Raw genomic sequence first — 24727 nt, 5'->3', positions numbered from 1 at the left:
AGGAAAAATGATTTGGAAGCAAGAAATAACATTGTCTGAATTAAATGCCCTCTCTAAAAACACCATGGGTGAAAACATGGGCCTTTCTTTTACACAAATTGGCGATGACTTTTTGGAAGCCACCATTCCTGTAGACGAAAGAAACAAGCAACCCATGGGATTATTACATGGTGGTGCATCAGTGGCACTTGCAGAAACCCTGGGGAGTGTGGCAGCCAGTCTATGCATCCAAAATCCTAAAGAAGAAGCGGCAGTGGGTATAGAAATCAATGCCAATCACCTCCGTTCGGTGAGATCTGGCCTGGTTACGGGAAGAGTTCGTCCAGCAAAAATCGGGAAACAGCTTCAAGTATGGAATATCGAATTATTCGACGAGAGACAAAACTTGGTTTGCACAAGTAGATTGACGACAATGACAATAAAAATATAACCTAGGACTACTTAACGAACTCTTTAAAAATTCATATCAGTTCGACTATTAATATATTTTATCCAATCGGCTTCATAATCGATATCGTCGTAGGCCGGTAAGGTATCATAGGATAATTGAAGAGCTTCCAATCTAGAGATGGTATCTTGATACACCGATGACGATGACCATTCTATATTAGAAAACACATCGATGTATTGGCTTAAACCCAAGGAATAATAGCCTCCATCATTGGCTGGTCCTACTACAGCAGCATTCGAAGACAATAATTTACAAGCATTTAAAATATTATCGGATTTAAAGTATGGACAGTCTGTGCCCATTATGAGAACTCCATCGTGCAAAGGCAAGACCTTTTGAAAAGCGTGATCCATCTTCTGGCCCAAATCTTCTCCTTCTTGAATGTGGTAGACAAAATTTGACCGACCATATTGACTCACAATATCCTGATCCACATATTGATTAAAAAAAACATGAGTCGGCAAACCTGTTTTCGCTAGTTCAGTCAAAGTAATATCTACCAATTGTTTATAGATAGAAAGGGCTTCTTCATCCCCTAATCCTTTAGCCAATCGAGTCTTAACCGTACCGAGTTCAAAATTTTTAATAAAGACAATTACTCCTATATCCTTCATCGTTCGAAGATATTATTCTTTCATAAATATTTCCAAACTTTTTCTTCGAGCCAAATAATCAAACTTTGATATAATTAAATTAAGTTCCGCTTGTTCTTTGCGATTTTGGGCGTTGATCAATTCAAAATTATTGGAAGCTCCCAAGGAATAACTCATCGATATATTTTCAAAAAAACGAGTAGATGCTTCCACCGACTTCAAAGCTGCCATATAGCTTCGATGGGCAGATTGCATATCGAGTAAGGTTTGTTCATATCGCTGTCGTTGGACCTGAGTTACTTCTTCTTTATAATTGACAGCGTCCTTATAATATATTTTAGCTCTTTCCACTCCCGCTTTGAGTTGGCCTTGGGAATAAATGGGAATGGATAATGACAACCCCAGTCCCAAACCCCAGTTTTCATTCAGTTGATCGAGATAGGGAATCGAATTAAATTGATAGATAGGGCTTTCCAACCCCACAGTAAAGGCCTCCCCATTGATATAAGCCTGCTGTTCATTGATTTGAGTACCTGTCAATACCGAACTCCTCCTCACCGATGAAAAGTTGGTATTGAAGGAACCACCCAAGCCAATAGACGGAGAATACCTTGATTTGGCGATGCCTATATTTAATTTTGCCCGATCCATCTGAAGATCTGCAGATTGAATTTGCGGTGATATTTTCAATCCTTTGGTAACCAATTCCTCTCGTGGCATAACTTCCCAGTTACGCATAGCTTCATCATCTATGTCGGGATAAGCCAATGCCACATCTTCTTCAGCAGGAAGACGCAACAGTTGTTTAAATTGTAATGATGCCAATTCCAGTTGATTTTCTGCAGAAATCAATCGCTGTTCAGCACTAGCCGTTTCAGCTTCTATTTCCAATAATTCGTTTTGGGGCATGGCACCGGCGTCTACTTGTTTGGCCGTTCTAGACCGCTGCTCTTCCAAGAGACTAAGATTGGATTCTGCTATGGTTACATTTTCTTTTGAAAATAATACATTAAAGAAAGATTCTACTACTCTCAATTGTATATCTTGAAGGGTTGCATCCTTATCCAGCATAGCAACTTCCCGACTCAAACCCGCATCCTGAACCTGTTTATGGATTCTTCCCCCACTGAACAATTGCACACCGGCATTTATTCCCGCACTTTGACTGGTATTACTTTCTCCAGTAAAATTATTTGTAGTAGGGTCGATTGTTCGTCCATAATTAAAGTTGTAATTACTTGAGGCAGACAGTGAAGGTATTCGCTGTTGTTTGGCCGCACGGTAATCGATATCAGCCTGTAATATTTGATGTCTTGCTTGAATTATGGCAAAACTATGCTCTTCCGCATGTTGCAATGCATGTTCAATAGTCCATACATCTTGTCCATAAGTAAATATATAGCAGAAAAAAAATGAGAAAGATAGAACTGATTTCATTCGACTAAATTTTTCCTTAAATAAGTCAATACTTTAAATATTTGAAAAAGATTTCTACAAAACCACTATATCGATGGATATACACAGGGTTTTAAGGTTTAATGTATTGAACATGATCGCTTAACAGTATAAATATAACTTATTTAATGAATCCATTCTTTGAATAAGTTATATACCTCAAATCCCTCACTACAAATAATTGTATTTAAAGTGAAAGACCATCCATACTCTTATCCATACTCGGAATAATTCAAATACCATTAATATGACCGAGCATGACCGAATATGACTGAACGTAGTTGCCCTTTAGGGCAACCAAAGGTCGTAAATCGACCTTTGGTGAAGGAACCGAGGCCTCCCGGCCGAGGCGTGACTGCCCTGTAGTTCGATAGGTATTTAGCCACTGGCTCCGGCGTGATTGCACCGTAAATCTTCAGGAATTCTGCCTTCCGACGTGATTACTCCCTATATCAATAGCCAATTACCAAAATGAAGAGAGAACATTCTAATTGTTAGGTATTTTGGAGACGCAAGGCCAACCCACCAGATACACGAAGGTTTCGGCTCCTTCATCCTGGCATCCCCACCCACGACACAGTGGTCGTCTTCCCTCGCCATTGATCCATTTAGGATCAATGGTGATACGCACTTTCCTCGGTCATCCATTAAGGGCATTTGGTAGTCTTTCAGACTACTTCATTCAGTAGTGTCTCTATGCCGAGGCGTGATCACATTTCAAATTAGTAGCGAATAGCCACTGCCCCTCTGCTGGGTTCGCCACTGTTTTTCGGATGGACTGACCACAGGATCCGGCATAATTCCTCCATAATTCGATAGCGTATTTTGAACACAACTCAATTACGTTATTCTAAATGGATGATATTGAAGGACATTAGGCATTGGATCTCTACGTCTAGCTGTGATTGCATAAATTATTTTAAATATTTTGGCCTCCGTAATCCTAGCTTTTCAGACTATCTTATAGAAAATATATTCTTCTACAAATCAAACCCCAAGTATTCCATGACGGCCTCATCTCCTTTCAAAGCATTGGAAGGAATTGATTGTCCATCACTAAACACTTTCAAATCGTCCATAGACAGTATGGTCACAAAGCTTTCGTCTACACTTGGATTAAAACCCAAAGAACCTTTATTGAGTTTTAAATAGTGATTCATAAACATATACATTGGAGCGCGCTTTGTATAACCGTAATCGTGCTTTTCTGCTGGTAAGTGAACATTCTCCACTTTGTGTTCTTTGTCATACAACTCATAGACTGATCGAATATAGGGATACTCTATACGAGGTGTATTATGGGTCCAATCTCCGCCATTCGAAATCAACAACAATGGTCTAGGTGCACACAATGCAGCTATTTCGACATTATTGGTTTGATGTGTAGGTCTTTTATGGATTGGCATACCGCTCTCACATACACATCCCCCAAAGAAATGCGCAGAGACCTGAACAGTTGGAGCTGATACGGTTATTCGATCGTCGATAGCTGTTAATATAAAAGTTTGAGTTCCACCACCAGAACCACCAGTCATTCCGATTCGACTGCCATCTACATCCTCTCTTGACAATAAATAATCCAGTACTCGCTGGCTGTTAAAGGTCTGAAGTGTCAAAGCAATCGGAATATCGTGACTTACTTGATGAGATTCCCCTCGCCCCACCATATCATAGGCGAATACTATAGCACCCATTTTTGCCAACACCGCACATCGATATTGTACATCTTCTTTTAATCGTTTGTCCATCATATGACCGTGAGGACTCAATATCGCTGCATGTTTACCTTTGGACTCTATGGGGCGATAAAGATTTCCTGTAATATAAAAGCCTGGGAAGCTTTCTATAGCAATATTTTCAACGATATACCCATCCATTTTTCTAGTCTTGCGAATAATTGGATTAAAATTGCCTTCAATCTTAGGCATTTTTTCCCACTGCATACCATCCAATATCCCTTGTTTAATCTTAGCTGCTCTATGCTCCCATGATGCAATATCATCCCATTGTTTGGCAAACTCTTTGAGCTTTAAATTGGCTTCATCTTCTGTCCAATAATAACTTTGACAAAGAACTTCGGATTGAGCCATCATCAGATGAGTATTGAAAAAGAGAGAGAGAAAAGTGATTAGCAGGGTGGACTTTAAATATCTCATAGGTGTTTTTTAAAAAATTAAAGGAAATAATACCAAATACGTTTATTATTGTCTATTATACTTCGTTTTACTACATAGACGCAATGCATTGCGTTTAAAATATTTCGGATTGCGATTTATTATTTTGTTTATATCAGCAATAATTTAACTTACTATAATGATGCGTCGTCTTACCACAGAGGACATGAATTCCTTCATCCCCAGCCCTCCCGAAACGCGGAGATTTCGGCTCCTTCACGGCTATTTTATTATTACTTCAATTATAGTTTATACTTGTCAATTTTAATGTATTGTTGTCACGACACGGAGGTCGTAACTTCTCTCACCCAATGTCCATTAAGGACATTGGATACTTCGTACTTCGCTCGTTCACACCCACGACCCTGTGGTCGTGGTTCCCTCCTCTAGGCTCACCCACCAGGAGCACAGTGGCTAAAAACCTATCGATTTTTATTGTAGTCACGCCGGAGCACAGTGGCTCCGGTTCCCTCGCCATTGATCCATTTAGGATCAATGGTGCTGCGCACTTCGCTCGGTCACACCCGATGGATGGATCCCTCGGTTCCTTCATCCAATTGATATTTAATCAATTGGGTTGCTCTTCGAGCAACTACATTCAGTCATGTTCAGTCATCCTTCGGACAACTATGCTCAGTCATATTCAGTCATTCAAAATCTTAACCGACATCATAAAACTTAACAATTATAAAAGGCCTATATCCTTATCTCAATCAACGATAAGCCGGTTAAAAGTAAAAAATTTAAAGCGCTTTCCAAACTTATATTTCAAAGAAATTAAAGAAAATATATAATCTTACGATGTAGATGGGATAAGGCATATACCGATATCATAAAGAAAAAACCACTAGAAAAGACAAAGAGAGTAATAAGACATGAAAAAATCTATAATAAATCGGTTTATTGCACCGTCCAATCCCCTAAATATTTATGGTATATTTTCTGCATATTATAGGTGTCTGGATAAGCCCGATGTGCTTGACCATCAAAATCGAGTTCTTCAAATTCCAATGCTTTCTGCAGTCCAATTCTTTCTGAAACTCCTTTTAATTCTGCATACTTTTTTCGAAGATCGATATGATTATCTATTCCATAAAAATAGCCAGCTCTTTCGCATTCTATATTAAATATATTGCGATCAAAATCACCCCAAGATACAAAGTAGGTATCTTGGTTGATATCTGCCCAATCCATAAAATCTTCATAGACTTCTTCAAATACTGGGGCTGCATAAATATCGGATTGTCGAATTTGAGTTAAATTCTTACAATAAAAAGATAGTACTGGATTGATTACGGGTTGAACCAAGGATGTAAAGGTATCGACGGTTTCTGAGAAAGCATTTAACTTAATACCTGCAATTTCTATAATCTCTTGTTCGCTATTGCTGTGATAACCATCCCAACACGTAGCCTCGATATCTATTAATATTCTTTCCAAAATATAGAGTCTTATTCTTCTTCCCTAAATATATCTATAATTTGATCTTGATCGGTAACTTTAAATATATTTTTAAAATGATAACCATCCAATCTATTGTGATAATAATACAACAATTCTAAATCATCACTGGCCAAAAAATTATCTTTAATTAATTTTAAAGGCTTTCGACTGTGGTATAAACCTATATGAGAAAGTCCATCCATCAATACCGTTTCTGAGCTTTCCTCAAAAATGGAAGAAAGTCGAATCGCTCCCTCCTCTTCCATAGTTTTAAGCAAAGTGATAAAATGATCCATTTGTTTAATAAAATATTTCTTGGGGATAATAAAATCTCCCATAGGCATTTTCAACAAACCAAATAAATCTAAATTTGGATGAAAATGTTTAAACATCTCAAAGGCCAAATAAGCTATCATATGACTAGACAATACTACATTGTCACGTTTGAAGCGTTCCACAATTTTGGCGGCCAATAATTTGGTGTATTCCGACTCTCGTTGAACGTCGGAAGCTAATCCGTCCTCCGAAATAAAATATTCATTTATATTGATGACCTTTCCATTTCTGTCCATACTATTGCCATCAAAATCTACTTTATTGCCTATAAAGTCAATAGGATCACCAAAGGAGCATACGATTTCTGAGCTTTTGGAATAAAACTCCCAGATAAATTTAAATATTTTGCGTTTACTCTTTCCTAAGTCTCTGATTGCACTGTACTTTTCTCTTCCTTGGATGGTAAGATGTTGTCGAATTAGTGATTTTGCCTCTAATACAAAATGGTAATCCAAAATCAAGGGTACGATAAACACTTTTTGATCCAAATTATTGATACAAATATCTCGCTGTGCCTCAATAATGGAATTTAACAATCCCAATTTCAATTTTTCATTGGTACTGCCCGATCGACTCCGAGTACCCTCTGGAAAAAACAAATTATTGACCCCAGATTTAATGGACAATGCCGACATCACTTTCAAAGTCTCTAGATAAATGGCATTCTTCTTACGTCTGTCCACTCGATAAGCACCCAATCGATTCATAAAATAAGCCGCTGGACCAAAATTATACAAGTTCAAACCCGCTCCATAAGAAAAAGCTGGAATGCCCAATTTGGTGTCCACTACATAGCCTATTAATATACTATCCAAATTGCTAAAGTGTGTAGGTACTATGATGACAGTTCCCTTGTCTGCTAGGTTTCTTATTTTATCAATATCGCCATAAACCTTCAATGCATTATATAATGACTCTCTTTTACCCCATATTTTCCACGACTTTTTAAAAAGATTTTCTCCCAGCAACATATTGAACATAGCGGTGAGAAATTTACGAGCAAACAAAAAAGTTTTAGGAACGAATGACCCCACTATTTCTTCAGAATATTTTTGAACTATTCTATACACGGATTTGCGCTCAAATTCTTCTAACTTTTTATCACTTTTAAACCGTTTAGATTTTCCAAAACGATTCTTCATTTTATTCCAAAATGCTTCATCGTTGGGTGGGTCAACCCTCCATGGCGTTCGTTTAATTCTTATTCGTTCTTGATAAATGGTTTTTTCCAAAATATCTTCAAAATCGCCATCGTATTTTTGATACAATTTCTTATAGCTGTTATTAACCAAACGATCAACAAAATTTGCTCGATTTTCACTGATGCTATAAATTGGCCAATCTTTGAGATTGGGTTTTATATGTTGATATACTTTCTTATTTTCTTTCATAAGTTTTGCCAGTGAGCCGCCAAATTACTTAAATAATCTAAAACCTCGTCCCGACCACTGCCATCAATTGAAGAAGTTAAAAAAATAGGTGGCAATTCTTCCCATGTTTCTAATAATTTATTTTTAAAGATTTCCACATTTTTATCGACCATCCTATCCTTGCTTTTATCTGCTTTAGTAAAAATAATTCCAAACGGAATACCGTGTTCTCCAAACCAATTGATCATGTTGAGATCATTGACTTGGGGAGTTAAATTAATATCCACCAATACAAATACACTAACCAATGGCAGGCGCTGTAAAAAATAGTCAGAAGTCATTTTTTTCCATGCACTGCGCTGTTTTTTAGAATGTTTGGCATAGCCATAGCCCGGCAAATCGACCAAATGATACTCACCATTGACTATAAAATAATTAATGGATTGGGTCTTCCCCGGCTGTTTGGAAACATGAGCCAGATCCTTGCGATCAAATAACATATTGATCAATGAAGACTTTCCTACATTTGATCGACCGGTAAATGCAAATTCAGGAATCTTGACATCGGGACAATCCGAAACTTTAGAGTAACTTTGCGAATATTTTATATCAATGGACATTCTGTAAATTTATGTTAATTGTGTCAATCCGTAAATAGAACCTACAAAGTTATTAGTTATATAAGAAAAACTAAGAAATCTTGAGAAATTTAATTATCATTTTGACTTTCCTTACTCTGACCCAAGTAGGATATAGTCAATTTCAAATTGGTGTAAAGGGGGGTATTAGTGCATTGGATATCGGTGTAGATTCTTTAAGAATAACCGATCCCAACTCCGTGGATCGATTCGTCCTCAATATTGAGAATGCCAATTATGGATTTTTTTTCGGACTCGTCTTTCAGATGAGATTCGATTGGTTCTTAATTCAACCCGAAGTCATATTCAACTCCAATAGTGTCGACTTTAGACTTCAGGACAATGCAAGTACACAAGCATCCAAAATATTAAATGAAACTTATCAAAACCTTGACATACCTTTTTTGTTAGGGTTGAAAGCAGGGCCATTGCGAATTCATGCTGGTCCTGTAGGACATGTTTTTATTAAATCCATATCTGAATTAAAAGATTTGGAAGGATATAAAACAAAATTTAATGATTTGGAATATGGATATATCGCCGGTGTCGGTATAGATTTTTTTAAAATTATGATAGATGTTAGATACGAAGGAAATTTTAGTCGTTTTGGCAACCATTTCAATTTCTTTGACAAACAATACAATTTTTCACAAAATCCTACTCGACTGATGGCTAGTGTAGCTATTATTCTTAACTAAACACCCTACTTTACTAACGCTTAAAGATGTTTAATGACGCAAATAAACTTCGATTTTAAATCGCTTGAAAAATTTAGCAAAAACGATATTGCCTATGCTGTGCAAGATGAAAAATTGAAACCATTTTACAAGTTCGAACCCAAAAGTGACAACCTTTTAAAGGTCGTAGCACAAAGACAGAAAATGGTAGTCGATCGCCATGTCTTAGTTGATGAAATAAAAAGTCAGTATTCTCATTTCACCGATTCAACTGAGATTTTTAATCGTATCGACTTATTAAAGGAAGAAAATGTTTATACCATTATTACGGCCCATCAGCCCAATTTAATGACTGGGCCTCTATATTTTGTTTACAAATGTTTGTCCGCTATCAAAGTTTCTTCTTCTTTCAATGAGGCAGAAAGCAAATATCAAACCATCCCTGTTTTAATCTTAGGAGGTGAAGATCACGATTTCGATGAGATGAACCATTTTAAATTGTTTGGAAAAACCATCACTTGGGAAGACGAACAAGGGGGTCCTGTCAGTCGATATAATACAGACAGTTTATTTCCCCTAATTGAGGAAGTCAAAAACATATTGGGAGATAGTGCCAATGCACAAGCCATCGTGAAAAAAATCGATGCCGCCTTCCTACCCTCATTATCCTATGGTGAGGCCATGCAGAGATTTGTACATAGTTTGTTGGGACATTTGGGCATATTGGTGGTCAACATGGACAACAGGGCTTTTAAGACAAGGATGGTGCCTTATATGATAGATGATGTAATGAACAGCACATCATATCACATCGTTAATCAAACCAAGGAAGCTTTTGCTTCTGCTGGATTTGACCCTCAAGCCCACGTTCGTGAAATCAACTTTTTCTACTTTACCGAAAATGATCGACTTCGGATAGAAAAAACCGACAAGGGTTACCAACTCGTCAACGGTGAAAAATCATGGACAGAAAAAGAATTAATTGATGAAATTCAACAACAGCCCGAACGATTTAGCCCCAATGTAGTACTTCGACCCATCTATCAAGAAATTATTTTTCCCAATCTTGCCTACGTAGGTGGAGGTGGAGAAATAGCCTATTGGTTGGAGCGAAAATCGCAGTTTGAACACCTGGAGGTTTCCTTTCCTATGTTGATACGACGAGATTCTTTTCAGTTGATTTCCCAGAGAGATATGGATACTTTAAAGGAATTTGAGTTTACTCTAGAGGACTTATTTCTCCCCGATCATCAATTGACAGAAAAATTCTTAGTGAAATACGGACGCGACGAAATTGATTTATCAGAGAATATCGGAGCTTTGGACGATATAGAAAAAATCATCCAACAGAAGGTGGAGGTCATAGATAAATCCTTGGTCGCGAGAATTGGTGCTCAATTTGCAAAATTCAAGAACGATCTCAACGGAATTGAAAAAAGATTAAAGAAAACGGAAAAACAATCTCACGAGAAAAACCTAAACAAGATCCTCAAAATCAAAGAAAAGTTATATCCAGGAGGTGGACTGCAAGAACGCTCAGACAATTTTATGACTTGGTATATTCTTCAGGGCGAAGAATTTTTCAATGTATTGCTTGCTGCGGTGGATCCATTTGATACTAGAGTTAAAACTCTGGTACTGTAATCTGGTTATCGGTTAATCTAAGGATTGCAAAAATAATACAACCAAAAAGGCAGGATTCGACTCAATCGGATCCTGTCTTTTTTTTATTTAAAATGGATAAGAATCCATACTTATTTCCCTTCTGCCTTTACCACCTCTGTGTCTAGCACAGGGCTTTTTGATTTTGGTTTGTTCTGAAAGAAATCTAACAGGGTTTGCAATTTCAATTTTAAGTCTTTACGATGAACGATAAAATCGAGAAAACCTTGTTCCAATAGAAATTCCGCTGATTGAAAACCTTCTGGTAATTCTTTCTTTATGGTTTCCATAATGACACGAGGACCTGCGAATCCAATTAGAGCTTTGGGCTCTGCAATATTGAAGTCCCCCAACATCGCAAAACTCGCTGTTACCCCTCCAGTTGTAGGATCTGTCATCAACGAAATGTATGGAATTTTGGCATCTGCCAACAATCCCAGTTTAACCGAAGTTTTGGCCATTTGCATCAAAGAAAATGCAGATTCCATCATTCTGGCACCACCGGATTTGGCAATAATCATTAGTGGAATTTTATTGACCAAACTATAATCGATGGCCTTTGATATTTTTTCACCAACTACACTTCCCATAGAACCTCCAATAAAAGAAAAGTCCATAGCTGCGATCACCAATGGTTGACCAGGTGCTATTTCACCCACAGCCACTGATATAGCATCCTTTAATTTAGTCTTCTCTTTGGCGTCTTTTAATCGATCTTTGTACTTCTTAAGATCCTCAAATTCCAGCATATCTTTTGCCTCGTAATCATCAAAATGAATCTCATATTTTGAATCTTCAAACAAAATCTCGAAATATTCGTAAGAACCGATTCTCAAATGATGATCACAATGTGGACAGACAAATAAATTATCTCTCAAATCTCTGGTCAGAGTTGCTTCTTTGCAACTCGGGCATTTCGACCAAATACCGTCAGGAATTTCTTTTTTATTACTGGTAGCTGTCTGAATTCCTTCTTTTAGTCTTTTAAACCAACCCATAAATAGTTTTTTTATATGATATCGAGGATTATTTTTAATGAAAATTATTCATCTAATTGTCCTCCATAAATCAATTTATTCTCGAACAAAACTTTAAGATTTGCTCTGGTTTTATGATTAAAATAATACTCCTATCACGCAATATAGTAAAATCAATGATTAGTATCGAAAGGATTTAACTTCGTCCACAAATTTCTTCACCCCAGATAGTGGTGTATCTGGATATACCCCATGACCTAAATTGACAATATGTCCGCCCTTAAAAACAGACAATAATCGCTGGGTCGAACGTACTATTTCTTCATTATCAGCATATAATACACAGGGATCTAAATTACCTTGTACCACTTTTTGTCCATTGACCTGAGAGGCTATATACTCAGCTTCAATTTGCCAATCGAAGCCCAAAGCTTTACAAGGCAGATCCAATAATTCCTCCATTGAGGCATGGGCACCTTTTGAAAAAACTATGGTTCTAGTATTTTCTGGTAATTGCTCCAAGATCCAACGAATGTATTTCAGACCAAATTCATGGTATTGCTGGGTTCCTAAGCATCCCGCCCAGCTATCGAATATTTGGACACAATCCACCCCTTTTTCAATTTGAATCTTTAAATATTCAGCTACTGTAGCAGAGATTTTTTGCAACAACTTATGAGACCATTCTGGATGTTGGTATAGAAAACGTCTAGCCTTAGAAAAAGTCTTTGACCCTTCTCCTTCCAACATATAACAAAACAAAGTCCATGGCGCACCTGTAAATCCGATTAATGGAACTCGATCATTGAGTTGATCTTTGGTTTCGGTGATGGCATTGTATACATATTCCAATTTTAGGGCGGCTTCCTCACCGTCAATCAAAGCGGCAATATCATCCCATGATTGAATGGTGGTTGGAAACATCGGTCCTTTCTTCTCGACCAAATTGTAATCCAAGCCCATGGCTTCTGGAATCACTAAGATGTCTGAGAACAAAATCGCTGCATCTACACCCAACTCATCTACAGGTTGTATGGTTACTTCTGCAGCCTTAACTGGATTTTTGACCAAATCCTTGAATGATTTCATATTACTTCGAACGGCTCTATATTGAGGCAATATCCTTCCAGCCTGTCTCATTAACCAAACAGGTGGTCGCTCTACCAACTGTCCATCCAAGGTTTTTAATAAAATGTCATTCATTTCTTCTTATTGGTTTTTTTATGAATATTTTTGCAAAGGTAAATTTTTAAAAATTATAACTTATGAATATTGCAATTATTGGTTACGGAAGAATGGGAAAAACAATTGAAGCCATTTGCCAGAGTAGAAATCATAATATATCAGCCATTATAGATCAAGACAATAGCGACGAAATACAGAAATTGACACCAGAGACTGTGGACGTGGCTATTGAATTTACTCAACCCGAATCGGCTTATAAAAACATTCAAACCCTCATCCATCAAGACATTCCAGTAGTTTGTGGGACCACTGCTTGGACAGAACACATGCCTCAAATACAGGAATTGGTTAAAGAAAAACAAGGGAGTTTCTTTTACGCACCCAATTACAGCATTGGCGTCAATCTATTTTTTGCCATCAATGATTATATTTCAAAACTGATGAATTCATTTAATGACTTTTCGGTTCGAATGGAAGAAATTCACCATATTCACAAATTGGACAGTCCCAGTGGAACAGCCCTTCACCTTGCCAACACTATATTGGCCAATACGGACAGCAAAGATAGCTGGGTTAATGAGGTGACTGATAAACAAAATGAATTGGAAATCGTTTCCAAAAGAGAAGTTGAGGTAGCTGGTATCCACAGTGTAATTTATGAAGGAGAATTCGACACTATGACCTTTACCCACGATGCCAAATCGAGAAAGGGATTTGCATTAGGAGCAGTTTTGGCTGCGGAATGGTTATACGGGAAAAAAGGAATTTATTCCATGACTGATCTATTAAAGGAACATTTACCCGCAGAAATATAAAACAATACCAGCGGACTATACATATATTATATTTTTATTTAATAAATTTACTACGATCTATAGACTTTTTGAGCATAGGTAAAATATGATATCAAAAAACACCATTGCAGAGATTTTCGATAAAATGGCCATCGAAGATATCGTCGGCGATTTTGTTAGCCTGAGAAACCGAGGGGTTAACAAGTTAGGGCTTTGTCCATTTCACAATGAAAAAACACCATCCTTTACCGTATCTCCCGCCAAAAACATTTTCAAATGTTTTGGATGTGGACGCGGTGGTAATGGAATTGATTTTTTAATGGAACATGAAGCCCTGTCGTACCCAGAGGCATTGCGATACGTAGCCAAAATGTATAATATCGATGTTGAGGAAGATGTAACGAAGGCAGAAGATCGCACCGAATCCCTTTATCGAGAATCATTGCAAATCGTCAACAATTTTGCTCTGGATCACTACAAAGACGCACTACACAACACCGACCTCGGCCGCAGTGTAGGTCTTGGCTATATGAAACAACGGGGATTTACCGATAAAACTATAGCCACTTTTGAATTGGGATTTGCTGCTAGAAGTCCGCGAAATGCCTTTACCCAAAAAGCTGTTGAGGCCGGATATAATGAGGATATGTTGCGAGCCCTTGGGCTTACCAATAAGCATGGATCAGATTTCTTTTTCGATAGAATAATGTTTCCTATTCACTCCCTCAGTGGTCTCGTTTTAGCCTTTGCCGGACGAATTCTCAAGAAAAACGACAACGCCCCGAAATATCTCAACTCTCCAGAAACAGAAATATATCAAAAAAGGAAGATATTGTTTGGCATGCATCTGGCCAAACGAGCGATTAGAAATGAAAATCTATGTTTTCTTGTAGAGGGCTATACCGATGTGATGATGATGCATCAACACGGTGTTGAAAATGTTGTAGCCACCAGTGGTACAGCATTAACTCCAGATCAGATACGAATCATAAAGAGATATACTGAAAATATCTGTCTAATATTTGATGCAGATCAGGCTGGAGTCAAAGCTTCTGTTCGAGGTATTGACTTGATCTTAGAAGCCGACATGAATGTTCAAATTCTAACTTTACCAGAAGGCGAAGACCCCGACAGTTTTGTCCAATCAAAAGGGCAAGCAGGTTTTGCTGAGTATTTTGAAGAAGAAGTCAAAGATTTCCTTTTATACAAAGCGGAGTTGGGCAAATTGGCGACGGCCGATGATCCAGTCCATAGGGCTCAAACTATTCAGGAACTCGTTGACAGTATTTCCAAAATTCAAGATGGTATTAAACGTCACCTCTATGTCAAGGAGACTGCAGCCTTGATGAATATACCAGAATCTGCTCTTGTAGAAGAATTAGAAAAGAAATTAGAAAAAAATCATCAGCGATCTCGAGCTGCTGAATTTCGAAATGCTCAAAAAGAAAAAGAAAAACCGAATTCCGAAGTAAGTCCTCAATCGGAGAAAAAGAAAAGTGTAGATTTACGATTAGAGGAAAATATCATCCGCATTTTAATCCAACATGGGGATAAGCCAATCGATGAAGAACAAAACGTCACAGAATTTGTCATTGAAAATTTAGAGGATGTTGTCGATTTTTTTGAAGACGAAACTCTAAAAGCCATATTGGAAATATACCAAGAATTCAATGAAAAGTCTGAAGTGCCAGACCTCCACTATTTAACTCACGAAACATCGACTGAAATACGCAAAACCGTCATTGATCTCCAAGAAGGTCGGTTCGATAGTCATTACAGTGAAAACTGGGTCAAGATGTGGGATATGGATTTACAAACACAGCCGGCTCCTCAAAAAAATCAGAAAAGGGACGTGCAAGAAGCCATAATGAGGTTTAAGTTGAATAAGGCGACCAAGTTATGCGATTTAAATAAGCAAGAAATTCAAAAATACGAAGCGGAGGACAATATGGTGGAATATTTAAAACACCTTCAAATCCAGCAAAAGCTCATTGAAATGCGCAATGTTTTTGCCAAAGAATTTCAAACCACGGTTTTGAAATAAACTCTTTCTAGAGACACTTACCAAAATATTCTAGCAGCTTCAAGTAATCAATATTATTGATAAACATTATATTTTGAATTTCATAAGAAGTAATTATTGTTTATATTTTTTTGTAAAAGTGTTATCATTACAAATTCAAAAATTTATAGCCCAAAACCTAAGAACAGACAAAATGATAATACCGATTAACCATATTAAAGCCCTAGAAGAAAAACGAATTATTATAAGTAAATGCCAACACCGAGTTCCAATTATTGGCAAAATACAATCCCTCTCCAGATTAATACGAAAGTTTTAAATACCTACAAATTAGGCAGCAACTAAGACTCTATTTTTTTACTTAATGATTCATTTAAAAGACATGAAATCAATTTTTACCGTTCTCATAATCTGTGGATTATATAATGTATCACATTGTCAATCTAAGGACAGGAAATACTATGCAGATATGTCTAATGCATTGGGATTTGCATATGGCATAGAATTGAATAACCAATACATTCAAGAATTCTTACCAGAACTAGCTGCAAAAGCGAAATTAGCCCAAGGCGATTTTATAATGGCACACGGAGAGTCCATTGAGTCTATTGAAAATGAATTAGCTACATTTCAAGATATTACTCCTGCAACAATAAAGACCCAATATACAAATCCTATCATTAATCAAATTGAACCCAATAGCTTAACCCAAAAAGAATCATCAAAGTATTTAGAAAACTTTAATGATGAAGTAATTATGGGTCGTAAAGAGGTATTCACTCCCTTTGTCAAAACCTTATTACGTAATAATCCAAGTTACAGAAAAACTCCAGCCAAAGAATTCCTAAATAATTATAGAGAAATATTCTATTCCAATGGCCACTCCAAATCAAGTGGTGTAAACTTATCCATCGAATATCCAACAAGTTGGATATCTGAACCTGGAATAAAATCTAATCTCCTACAAAAATTTAAAACTGACAATAATTTATGTATAGCTGGTATCACTATTCAAAATCGGTCTATTGAGACAAATAATCATTCATCGAATATGACGAAAGAAGAACTTGAGTATATATTATCTATGGATTACACCAATGAATTAGTCAAAGAATATTTCGCTCTTGAATTGGGAAGAAAAAATATTGATGAAGTAAGACTAAAGAATATAAACGATTTCAATTATGAACACACTGTCATTGATGGTCAATCAACAATGATCATGGAAACTACAGGCGAAATACAGAACGAATATCACGAATCAAGAGTTTATATTTCATTCTACCATATTGTATACAAAAATCATCTTATTACTTTATCCTATATGATTAATAGTGCAATCGGTGATTTGGATAGCGAAATAGAAAAATATAAACCACTATATCAATTGATGGCATCCAGCCTAAAATTTACTGATTAACTATAGGTGATATCATCTCTACAATTTTTTTTCAAAGAATGCTAGACTATGGTTAGGTATTTTTTAATCAATTCATTGCCAGGCGGTCAAATAATAATTATTCATTTACTTACCCTTATTCCCTTTTAAACACATGTTCTTTTAGTTCCAGGATTCCATCGAATATTTTGTTCTATTTCGATAGTTGAGACTCATATTTTAAGTTTTGACACAAGGAAACCTCTTACAAGGATTTGGTCTTAGACCATAGAATAGGGATATTCTGAAGATCATTATATAGCATACTAGGAATATTGGTAGTGGAATAAATGTTAATTCCGCAATACCATAACCTTGTCTTATTATGGTTTTGTAGAATGCAAATTTCAGTAGATAAGTTTCTGGATAGCCGTAATATTTTTTAGATATATAAATATCCTAAATATTGAAAAATTATTGACACTAATAAGACACTAATCATAAGTGATTTCAAATATATGTTTATCGCTAGCTTTTAGACAAACCCAATCTACAAAAAGATTACCCATTGATTTTTTAATCTCAATTTCATCTCGACGAAATACAATCACTTGGTTAAAGTTGTGGAGATATAGATCAATACATTAGCCGATTGGGGTAATAATAAATTTATTAATAATTCTTCTAGTCAAAACCACTATGGTCTATTAAAAGGTTAGCGAGCTGATATTTTAGTGATAAAATTTTGATTATAAAATGGCTAAATTAAAAGTACTTACGGGTGATAATATTTTAATGTAAAAGTGGAAGTGAGTGTAAGAGTCATATAATTAGGCGGTTATGGAATAACCTATGTTTTCCGTATATTAAGGAAAATTCATATCGCTATGGAAGAGAAATTCAAAAGTGTGTCAATTTATGACTTATACAAGCGTTTCCCTAGCAGAGAAAGCTGTCTAGCATATTTGGCCAAAATAAAGTGGGAATCGGGATTTACTTGTAAACATTGTGGACATCATCATTATTGCAGCGGCGGAAAGCCGCATTTAAGGCAATGCAGTCGATGTCGATATAAAGAATCAGCTACGGCCAACACATTATTTCACAAAGTTAAGTTCGATCTGGTCAAAGCATTTGCCATTGTCTACTTTATAGCGACCAATAAAAAAGGAATCTCCTCATGTGAATTAAGTCGAACTTTACAGTTGCGACAAAAGACTTGTTGGCTTTTCCGACTCAAGGTATTGTCGGCCATGGAAACTCAACGCAATGTCGGGCTAAGTGGGAAAGTAGAAATTTCTGATTTTGAAATCGGAATGAAGAAGATGATGAAAAAAGGCCAGGAAGTCCGTTTTAAAAAGAGAGTAGTCCTCACAATAGAGAAAAAAGGCAAAGGAGTATCTCACGTTTATGCCGACGAAGTAAAAAGTCGAGGGTCCAATCAAATCAATTCAGTGGCTAAACGGACAATAAATCAAGATGCGTTAATTAGCTGTTATAAATGGCATGGATATGACCATATTTGCCAGAATTACCAAGTCATTTCCAGAGTAAAAAAAACTAAGAAGACCATTATGCCATTGTCTAATAGAATTGAAAACAGTATAATTTCCTGGTTGAGAGGAATTCATCATCACGCTGAACTATTGCAGTATTATTTGGATGAATTCTGTTATAGATTTAATCGCAATCAGATGAAGGAGGGTATATACGACCACCTATTAGAACGCATGGTACACCATCGTCCGAGGACATATTTAGAACTTATCAGCTAAATAACTAATTATATAGCCCTTCACCATACAATACAGGACCCATTTAAAAATCATATACCCCTTTTACATTATATGTCCTACAACTCAAAGTCCAAATCCATTCATCTCTACCCCCACATTTAATCAGGAGCCTGTATGAGTTAATAGAACCAACTATTAACTCAATAAACGCTGTAAAAAAAATTACTAGCAGAAAAACCTTGTCATATAATACGAATTACGTTTTACGATGACAGATAAAATTTTGAATGTCTGAAAGTACTTGCCCTTTAGGGCTTTGGATACTACGTATTTTGCTCGTTCACATCCGGAGCGCAGTGGCTAAATACCTATCGAACTACAGGGCAGTCACGCCTCGGCCGGGAGGCCTCGGTTCCTTCACCAAAGGTCGATTTACGACCTTTGGTTGCCCTAAAGGGCAACTATGCTCAGTCATATTCAGTCATGTCTCCACATTAAATCGAATGATTGTCGTCAATTTAAAGGTATTTCGTATAATATCTATCCTGTTCAACCCTACCTTTACCCTACCTTTACCATAAAAAAAGCCCCCCAGATTGGAGAGCTTTATTTTCTATTGTAATATTTCTCATCGATACATCAGCAATGACTATCCCTCTATATAATCAAGATATAGTCAACTGAATATCTCGGCTATTATTTGTTCTTACCCACAGCATTGAGATCTTCAAATGCGCGTTGCAACCTCAACACAAAAGCCTCCTCTCCTGCACGCAACCACTTTCTAGGATCGTAATACTTTTTATTGGGAATATCCGCACCTTCAGAATTTCCGATCTGGGCTTGTAGATAATCGTGATATTTTTCGTCATATCCGCGAACTCCATCCCAAAGTGCCCACTGCAAATCAGTATCGATATTCATCTTTATGGCACCGTAATCGATAGCCTCTCTAATTTCTTCAAAAGAAGATCCACTACCACCGTGGAAAACAAAATTAATCGGTCGATCACTAGTTAATCCAAACTTTTCCTTTACAAATTCTTGCGAATTCTTCAAGATAATGGGCTTTAAGGAAACATTACCCGGCTTGTATACACCGTGTACATTACCAAAAGCAGCAGCAATGGTAAATTTATCTGAAATAGCAGATAACTTCTCATAAGCAAATGCAACCTCCTCAGGTTGAGTATATAATTTAGAACTGTCTACATCGGTATTATCTACTCCGTCTTCTTCCCCACCTGTTACTCCCAATTCGATTTCAATGGTCATATCAAGCTTCTTCATTCTCTCCAAATACTGACACGAGATCTCAATATTCTCTTCTATGGGCTCCTCAGACAAATCCAACATATGTGAACTAAATAAAGGATGTCCATTGGCAGCGTGATATTTTTCACCTATATCCAACAATCCGTCTACCCATGGTCTCAATTTGTTGGCACAATGATCGGTGTGTAAAATCACCGTTACACCGTATTCTTTGGCCATTAAATGTACGTGTCCAGCAGCTGATGCAGCACCTTGAATCGAAGCTCTTTGGCCTTCATTACTCAATCCCTTACCAGCATAAAAGGAAGCTCCTCCATTGGACAATTGAACGATAACAGGAGATTCCAATTTTTTCGCAGTCTCCAAAACAGCATTAATGGTATTGGTTCCTGTTACATTAACAGCCGGCAATGCAAAATTCTCCTCATTTGCATATTGAAACAAATCAGAAACTTCACTTCCATATAATACGCCTGCTCTAAATTTTGTATGTGCCATACTTCTTTTTAATTTAAAATTATATAATTCCTTTTTCTACTAAATATCGTTCGGCATCCAATGCCGCCATACAGCCCGTTCCAGCAGCAGTTACCGCCTGTCGGTATATATGATCCTGCGCATCTCCACTGGCAAATACACCTTCCACATTAGTCTTGGTACTCTTGCCTTCAGTTACAATATAACCATTCTCATCCAAATTAATAAAATCGGCAAACACCTTTGTGTTCGGCGTATGACCAATAGCTACAAAAAATCCGGAAATTGCTATCTCAGAAACCTCTTGAGTCTTGTTATTAATCACCTTCATACCAGTAACTTCACTTTCAGTCCCCAATACCTCTAACGCCTCAGTATTCCAGTGAATTTTAATTTTATCGTTATTGAGTACACGTGCTTGCATGGCCTTACTCGCTCTAAATTCATCTCGTCGAACCAACAAGTGAACTACAGGACAAAGCTTAGCCAAATAACTGGCCTCTTCAAGAGCAGTATCACCCCCTCCTACTACAGCAACATCCTTTCCGCGAAAGAAAAAACCATCACAAACCGCACAGGCCGAGACCCCTAGATTCATATACTTTTTCTCGGAAGGCAATCCCAACCATCGAGCACTTGCCCCTGTAGATATAATAACAGTATGGGCATGTATCGTCTCCCCATTATCTAAAGTAAGACTGTGAACACCATTGGAAAAATCAACCTTATTTACCAAATTATAGTGAATCTGAGTGTCGAAACGCTCAGCTTGCTTTCTAAATTCCTCCATCATTTGCGGTCCTTGTATTCCCTCTGGGAATCCAGGATAATTTTCCACTTCCGTGGTAATCGTCAATTGACCACCCGGCTCCCCTCCAGTATACAAAATAGGATCCATATTTGCTCTCGCTGCGTAAATAGCCGCTGTATATCCAGCTGGGCCTGATCCAATAATTACACATTTTTTAACGTCCATAACCTTATTTTTTTCGGTTGTAAAAATATAATAAATCGCAATAAACTTGCCGTTTGTCGAAATTTTCCTGTTACTTTTCTCATTTTTGACCCAAAATTGAATCTATTTTGATTTACATTGTTTAAATATTAAGTTTAGATACACTCAATATGATAGATTTCTTAAGTCTCAATATAATAACCTTTGTTTCTACCCTCGTTTTTCTAGGGCTTTGGTTTATTTTCTCTAGCAACAGAAAATGGAACATAGTATTGGGATTATTGTTCTTTATATCCCTTGCCTTCAACCTAGGAGTAAATTATTTATTCTCAATCGGCCCTTTGAAATATTTTTACTTCTCTAAAAATTTACTGCTCATCGGTTTTTTTGGCATGGTGTTTAACTGGGTAAAACACAATAAAATTGCCTTATTTATAGCCGTTGCCGCTTCCATCGTTCTCTCCTTCCCCCTCTTCAATCTCCCCATACCCATCACTTTGATACCAGAAGATATTCATCAAATGATGGAAGAAGGAGAATTAATTATTGAAATAAATGAAGATCAATTAAATGATGTTCAAAAATTAATAGAACCATATGACGGCAAAATAGTCAAGGCCTTTCACCCCGACAAAGCCAATGAATTCCTCAATCGATTCTATATTGTAGATTTGCCTAGTGAACAAGCTCACGCCGCCTCGAAATTACTCCAACAACTTGAGGATGAATCCATCATCCTATATGGAGAATACAACGATGAAATATCCATTACCCCAATTGAAAGCAATCAAAAAATTAAGGAAGATCGAGACTATGGAACCAATGACCCCTTGGCAGAAAAACAATGGGCTATGAATAATCTCAATTTTCATCAACTACACGGCCTTATCATTAATAATAAAGATAAAATCAAGAAAAAAGTTGTCGTAGCCGTACTCGATACAGGTATTGACGCCCAACACGAAGATTTAAAAACAGCCGTCCATCCAGATTTTCAAAATGTTAAAGACCCAGTAGGTCATGGCACTCATTGTGCTGGTATCGTCGCTGCCATTACCAACAATAAAAAAGGGATATCATCCATGGCCTTCTATGACGACCTCATCGAAATCCAACCCATAAAAGTGCTCAATTCCTTTGGTTTCGGTACTCAAGCACAAATCATAAATGGAATGATTGAAGCCGTTGACAATGGAGCCGACGTTCTGTCTCTCTCATTGGGAGGATTGAGTGACAATTACAAACAACGTGCTTATAGTGCAGCAGTAGCCTACGCCAATGATCAGAATCGCATAGTAGTAGTAAGTGCTGGCAATAGCTCTGGCAATGCTTCAGATTACAGTCCAGCCAATGTAGACGGTGTCATCTGTGTGGCGGCGACCAATGAGACCAATCAGATGGCCAATTTCTCAAACCATATCGATGATATCGACTGGGGTATTGCTGCACCAGGTGTAAATATCCTCAGTACCTATAAAAACAATTCCTATAAAGCCCTCAACGGGACCTCTATGGCAGCCCCATTTGTAGCCTCTACAGCAGCATTGATCAAAGCATTTTATCCCGACATCCAATCACATGAATTCTATGAACTTATTCGCTTCACAGCCATCCCCAGCAACGATGAAGCTTTTTGCCCCATTTTACAACCAGCCTCTGCATTAGAATTGCTATTGGACGGGTGGGAATCATCGCGGTAATAGAAGATTTAAATAGAATTGATCTGCCGTTGAATTAATTTTTTTAAGAACAAAATATTAGAAGTCTTGCTTTTAAATACTGGATTAAAGATCCAATCCCCGCCCTTGTAATATGGCTCTCGAATGGTCAAGGTATCTCGAATATAGGTACGCAATTCATTTTCCGTCTTCCCTCTAAGTAAAGGTCTATGATCCATACCATTTACCAATCTCGATAAAAGAATATCTTCTGAGGGACGAATATACACTACCACCCCATTTTCCTTCATCCGCTGTAAATTGTCATTAAAACAGGGAGCTCCTCCACCAGTAGATACAATAATAGTATCTTTAGCCTCACTTGCCTTATCGATGATGTCATCCAAGATCTTTCGTTCAATAGATCTAAAATACGCTTCTCCATCATGCTTAAAGATGTCTTTAATTTCACATCCTGCTTCTTTTTCGATAAGTTCATCCATTTCCATAAAAGTGACATCCATCAATTGGGCTACCTTTTTCCCCAGCAAAGATTTGCCTGACCCCATAAAACCTATTAGGAAAAAAATTGTTTTATTATTCATAAATGAGCTAAATTTGAACTATGAAACCAAAACACAATTATATATCAATATTTTTAATATTAATGCTAATATTAACTTGGGAAAGTTGTGGTTTGGGTGACCAAGATACCAAAGAAAATGAAATCGATACCAATATTTCCGCCAGTATTGCTATTCCAGTAGAAGTTGACCATGTTATCGATACCGCAAATGTGGCCAAAATTAGCTTCGAATATACCACCACAAGTTTTGATACCATCCCACAAGGAACCATAGTCACCAAAACTTATCCTTTTCAAAATACTGGACTGCGACCACTTATTATATCAGATGTCACTACTTCCTGTGGTTGTACTGCAGTGGAAATACCTGAAGGCATCATAGAACCTGGACAATCCAGTAGTATTACTGTAGAATTTGACAGCAGCGATAGAAAAGGCTATCAAAATAAAACAATAAATATCATTGGAAATACATTCCCTACCAGAACCTTATTATATTTGCAAGGTTTTGTAAATTAAAAATAAAAAACATGCTAATACTTCAAGCTGAACCTAATCCTATTATCTCTATGTTGCCATTAATTGGAATGGCCTTAGTATTTTATTTCCTTTTTATGCGACCACAGCAGAAAAAAGCAAAAGCCCAACGAAATTTCTCAAATGAATTGGAAAAAGGGAAAGTAGTGGTAACAGGATCAGGTATTATTGGAAAAATAAATAAAATTGATGATGACAATGTGGTAACCCTCCAATTGTCAGAAAAGACCTTCATCAAAGTGGTTAAATCGGCTATTTCTAAAGAAATGACTGAGTCTATAGACGCAACAGAACACGCTAAGTTTTAATATCCCACAAACCGAATAAAGTATTAATGCCACTACTAA

21 protein-coding genes are annotated in these 24727 nt (G+C 37.0%); 10 read left to right on the top strand and 11 right to left on the bottom strand.

Annotated features, from left to right (window positions below):
* Positions 1 to 7: 7 nt before the first annotated feature.
* On the top strand, positions 8 to 430 hold the full coding sequence (locus LVD51_RS02040; RefSeq protein WP_236969510.1) for a hotdog fold thioesterase: 423 nt from the start codon (positions 8 to 10) through the stop codon (positions 428 to 430).
* Positions 431 to 453: 23 nt separating this feature from the next.
* On the opposite strand, the gene LVD51_RS02035 is transcribed toward LVD51_RS02040, so the two are convergent.
* The 6 genes from LVD51_RS02035 to yihA form a co-directional block, all read right to left on the bottom strand.
* Positions 454 to 1065: a TIGR04282 family arsenosugar biosynthesis glycosyltransferase gene (locus LVD51_RS02035; RefSeq protein ID WP_236969509.1), complete on the bottom strand. Its 612-nt coding sequence runs from the start codon at positions 1063 to 1065 to the stop codon at positions 454 to 456.
* A 12-nt stretch (positions 1066 to 1077) separates the two neighbouring features.
* Positions 1078 to 2481: a TolC family protein gene (locus LVD51_RS02030; RefSeq protein ID WP_236969508.1), complete on the bottom strand. Its 1404-nt coding sequence runs from the start codon at positions 2479 to 2481 to the stop codon at positions 1078 to 1080.
* A 998-nt stretch (positions 2482 to 3479) separates the two neighbouring features.
* The gene (locus LVD51_RS02025; RefSeq protein WP_236969507.1) at positions 3480 to 4655 is read right to left on the bottom strand and encodes an alpha/beta hydrolase family protein; all 1176 of its coding nucleotides are present in this window, start codon (positions 4653 to 4655) and stop codon (positions 3480 to 3482) included.
* Between the two features lie 918 nt (positions 4656 to 5573).
* Positions 5574 to 6113 carry a 3'-5' exonuclease gene (locus LVD51_RS02020; protein WP_236969506.1) on the bottom strand — a complete coding sequence of 180 codons (540 nt, stop codon included), beginning with the start codon at positions 6111 to 6113 and terminating at the stop codon, positions 5574 to 5576.
* An 11-nt stretch (positions 6114 to 6124) separates the two neighbouring features.
* A complete protein-coding gene (locus LVD51_RS02015) occupies positions 6125 to 7843 on the bottom strand; it encodes a 1-acyl-sn-glycerol-3-phosphate acyltransferase (protein ID WP_236969505.1) in 1719 nt (572 codons plus the stop codon).
* Positions 7840 to 8442 (bottom strand): ribosome biogenesis GTP-binding protein YihA/YsxC, encoded by a 603-nt coding sequence (yihA, locus tag LVD51_RS02010; protein WP_236969504.1) that lies wholly within the window; start codon positions 8440 to 8442, stop codon positions 7840 to 7842. Before yihA ends, LVD51_RS02015 begins: the two co-directional genes overlap by 4 nt.
* An 80-nt stretch (positions 8443 to 8522) precedes the next feature.
* Here yihA and LVD51_RS02005 point away from each other — a divergent pair, with 80 nt between their 5' ends.
* Positions 8523 to 9158, top strand: coding sequence for an outer membrane beta-barrel protein (locus LVD51_RS02005; protein ID WP_236969503.1), 636 nt, complete (start codon positions 8523 to 8525; stop codon positions 9156 to 9158).
* Between the two features lie 33 nt (positions 9159 to 9191).
* Positions 9192 to 10781 carry a bacillithiol biosynthesis cysteine-adding enzyme BshC gene (bshC, locus tag LVD51_RS02000; protein WP_236969502.1) on the top strand — a complete coding sequence of 530 codons (1590 nt, stop codon included), beginning with the start codon at positions 9192 to 9194 and terminating at the stop codon, positions 10779 to 10781.
* A gap of 110 nt (positions 10782 to 10891) precedes the next feature.
* Here bshC and accD read toward each other — a convergent pair whose 3' ends face one another.
* Entirely contained in the window at positions 10892 to 11797 is a 906-nt protein-coding gene (gene accD, locus LVD51_RS01995) for an acetyl-CoA carboxylase, carboxyltransferase subunit beta (protein ID WP_236969501.1), read from the bottom strand.
* Between the two features lie 159 nt (positions 11798 to 11956).
* Positions 11957 to 12979 (bottom strand): uroporphyrinogen decarboxylase, encoded by a 1023-nt coding sequence (gene hemE, locus LVD51_RS01990; RefSeq protein WP_236969500.1) that lies wholly within the window; start codon positions 12977 to 12979, stop codon positions 11957 to 11959.
* Positions 12980 to 13041: 62 nt separating this feature from the next.
* Between hemE and dapB the strand changes: the two genes are divergently transcribed.
* From dapB to LVD51_RS01970, 4 genes are all read left to right on the top strand, one after another.
* Positions 13042 to 13776: a 4-hydroxy-tetrahydrodipicolinate reductase gene (gene dapB, locus LVD51_RS01985; protein WP_236969499.1), complete on the top strand. Its 735-nt coding sequence runs from the start codon at positions 13042 to 13044 to the stop codon at positions 13774 to 13776.
* A gap of 85 nt (positions 13777 to 13861) precedes the next feature.
* Positions 13862 to 15799 carry a DNA primase gene (dnaG, locus tag LVD51_RS01980; RefSeq protein ID WP_236969498.1) on the top strand — a complete coding sequence of 646 codons (1938 nt, stop codon included), beginning with the start codon at positions 13862 to 13864 and terminating at the stop codon, positions 15797 to 15799.
* Positions 15800 to 16247: 448 nt separating this feature from the next.
* Entirely contained in the window at positions 16248 to 17198 is a 951-nt protein-coding gene (locus tag LVD51_RS01975) for a hypothetical protein (RefSeq protein ID WP_236969497.1), read from the top strand.
* Between the two features lie 845 nt (positions 17199 to 18043).
* Positions 18044 to 18931 carry an IS1595 family transposase gene (locus LVD51_RS01970; protein ID WP_236969496.1) on the top strand — a complete coding sequence of 296 codons (888 nt, stop codon included), beginning with the start codon at positions 18044 to 18046 and terminating at the stop codon, positions 18929 to 18931.
* Positions 18932 to 19588: 657 nt separating this feature from the next.
* Here the strand turns inward: LVD51_RS01970 and fbaA are convergent.
* The gene (gene fbaA, locus LVD51_RS01965; protein WP_236969495.1) at positions 19589 to 20665 is read right to left on the bottom strand and encodes a class II fructose-bisphosphate aldolase; all 1077 of its coding nucleotides are present in this window, start codon (positions 20663 to 20665) and stop codon (positions 19589 to 19591) included.
* Between the two features lie 19 nt (positions 20666 to 20684).
* Complete coding sequence (gene trxB, locus LVD51_RS01960) at positions 20685 to 21620, bottom strand: thioredoxin-disulfide reductase (RefSeq protein WP_236969494.1); 936 nt, start codon at positions 21618 to 21620, stop codon at positions 20685 to 20687.
* 149 nt (positions 21621 to 21769) lie between these two features.
* On the opposite strand from trxB, the gene LVD51_RS20095 reads away from it, so the two are divergent.
* A complete protein-coding gene (locus tag LVD51_RS20095) occupies positions 21770 to 23299 on the top strand; it encodes a S8 family peptidase (protein WP_317207887.1) in 1530 nt (509 codons plus the stop codon).
* Between the two features lie 8 nt (positions 23300 to 23307).
* Here LVD51_RS20095 and LVD51_RS01950 read toward each other — a convergent pair whose 3' ends face one another.
* A complete protein-coding gene (locus tag LVD51_RS01950; protein WP_236969493.1) occupies positions 23308 to 23862 on the bottom strand; it encodes a shikimate kinase in 555 nt (184 codons plus the stop codon).
* A gap of 62 nt (positions 23863 to 23924) precedes the next feature.
* Between LVD51_RS01950 and LVD51_RS01945 the strand changes: the two genes are divergently transcribed.
* Entirely contained in the window at positions 23925 to 24362 is a 438-nt protein-coding gene (locus tag LVD51_RS01945; RefSeq protein ID WP_236969492.1) for a DUF1573 domain-containing protein, read from the top strand.
* A gap of 11 nt (positions 24363 to 24373) precedes the next feature.
* Positions 24374 to 24688, top strand: coding sequence for a preprotein translocase subunit YajC (gene yajC / locus LVD51_RS01940; RefSeq protein ID WP_236969491.1), 315 nt, complete (start codon positions 24374 to 24376; stop codon positions 24686 to 24688).
* Positions 24689 to 24727 lie beyond the last annotated feature (39 nt).

The sequence above is a fragment of the Membranihabitans marinus genome, from assembly GCF_021729155.1.
Classification (GTDB): Bacteria; Bacteroidota; Bacteroidia; order Chitinophagales; family Saprospiraceae; genus Membranihabitans; species Membranihabitans marinus.
Note: the sequence above shows the minus strand (reverse complement) of the source record. Positions and strands in the feature narration are given on the sequence as shown.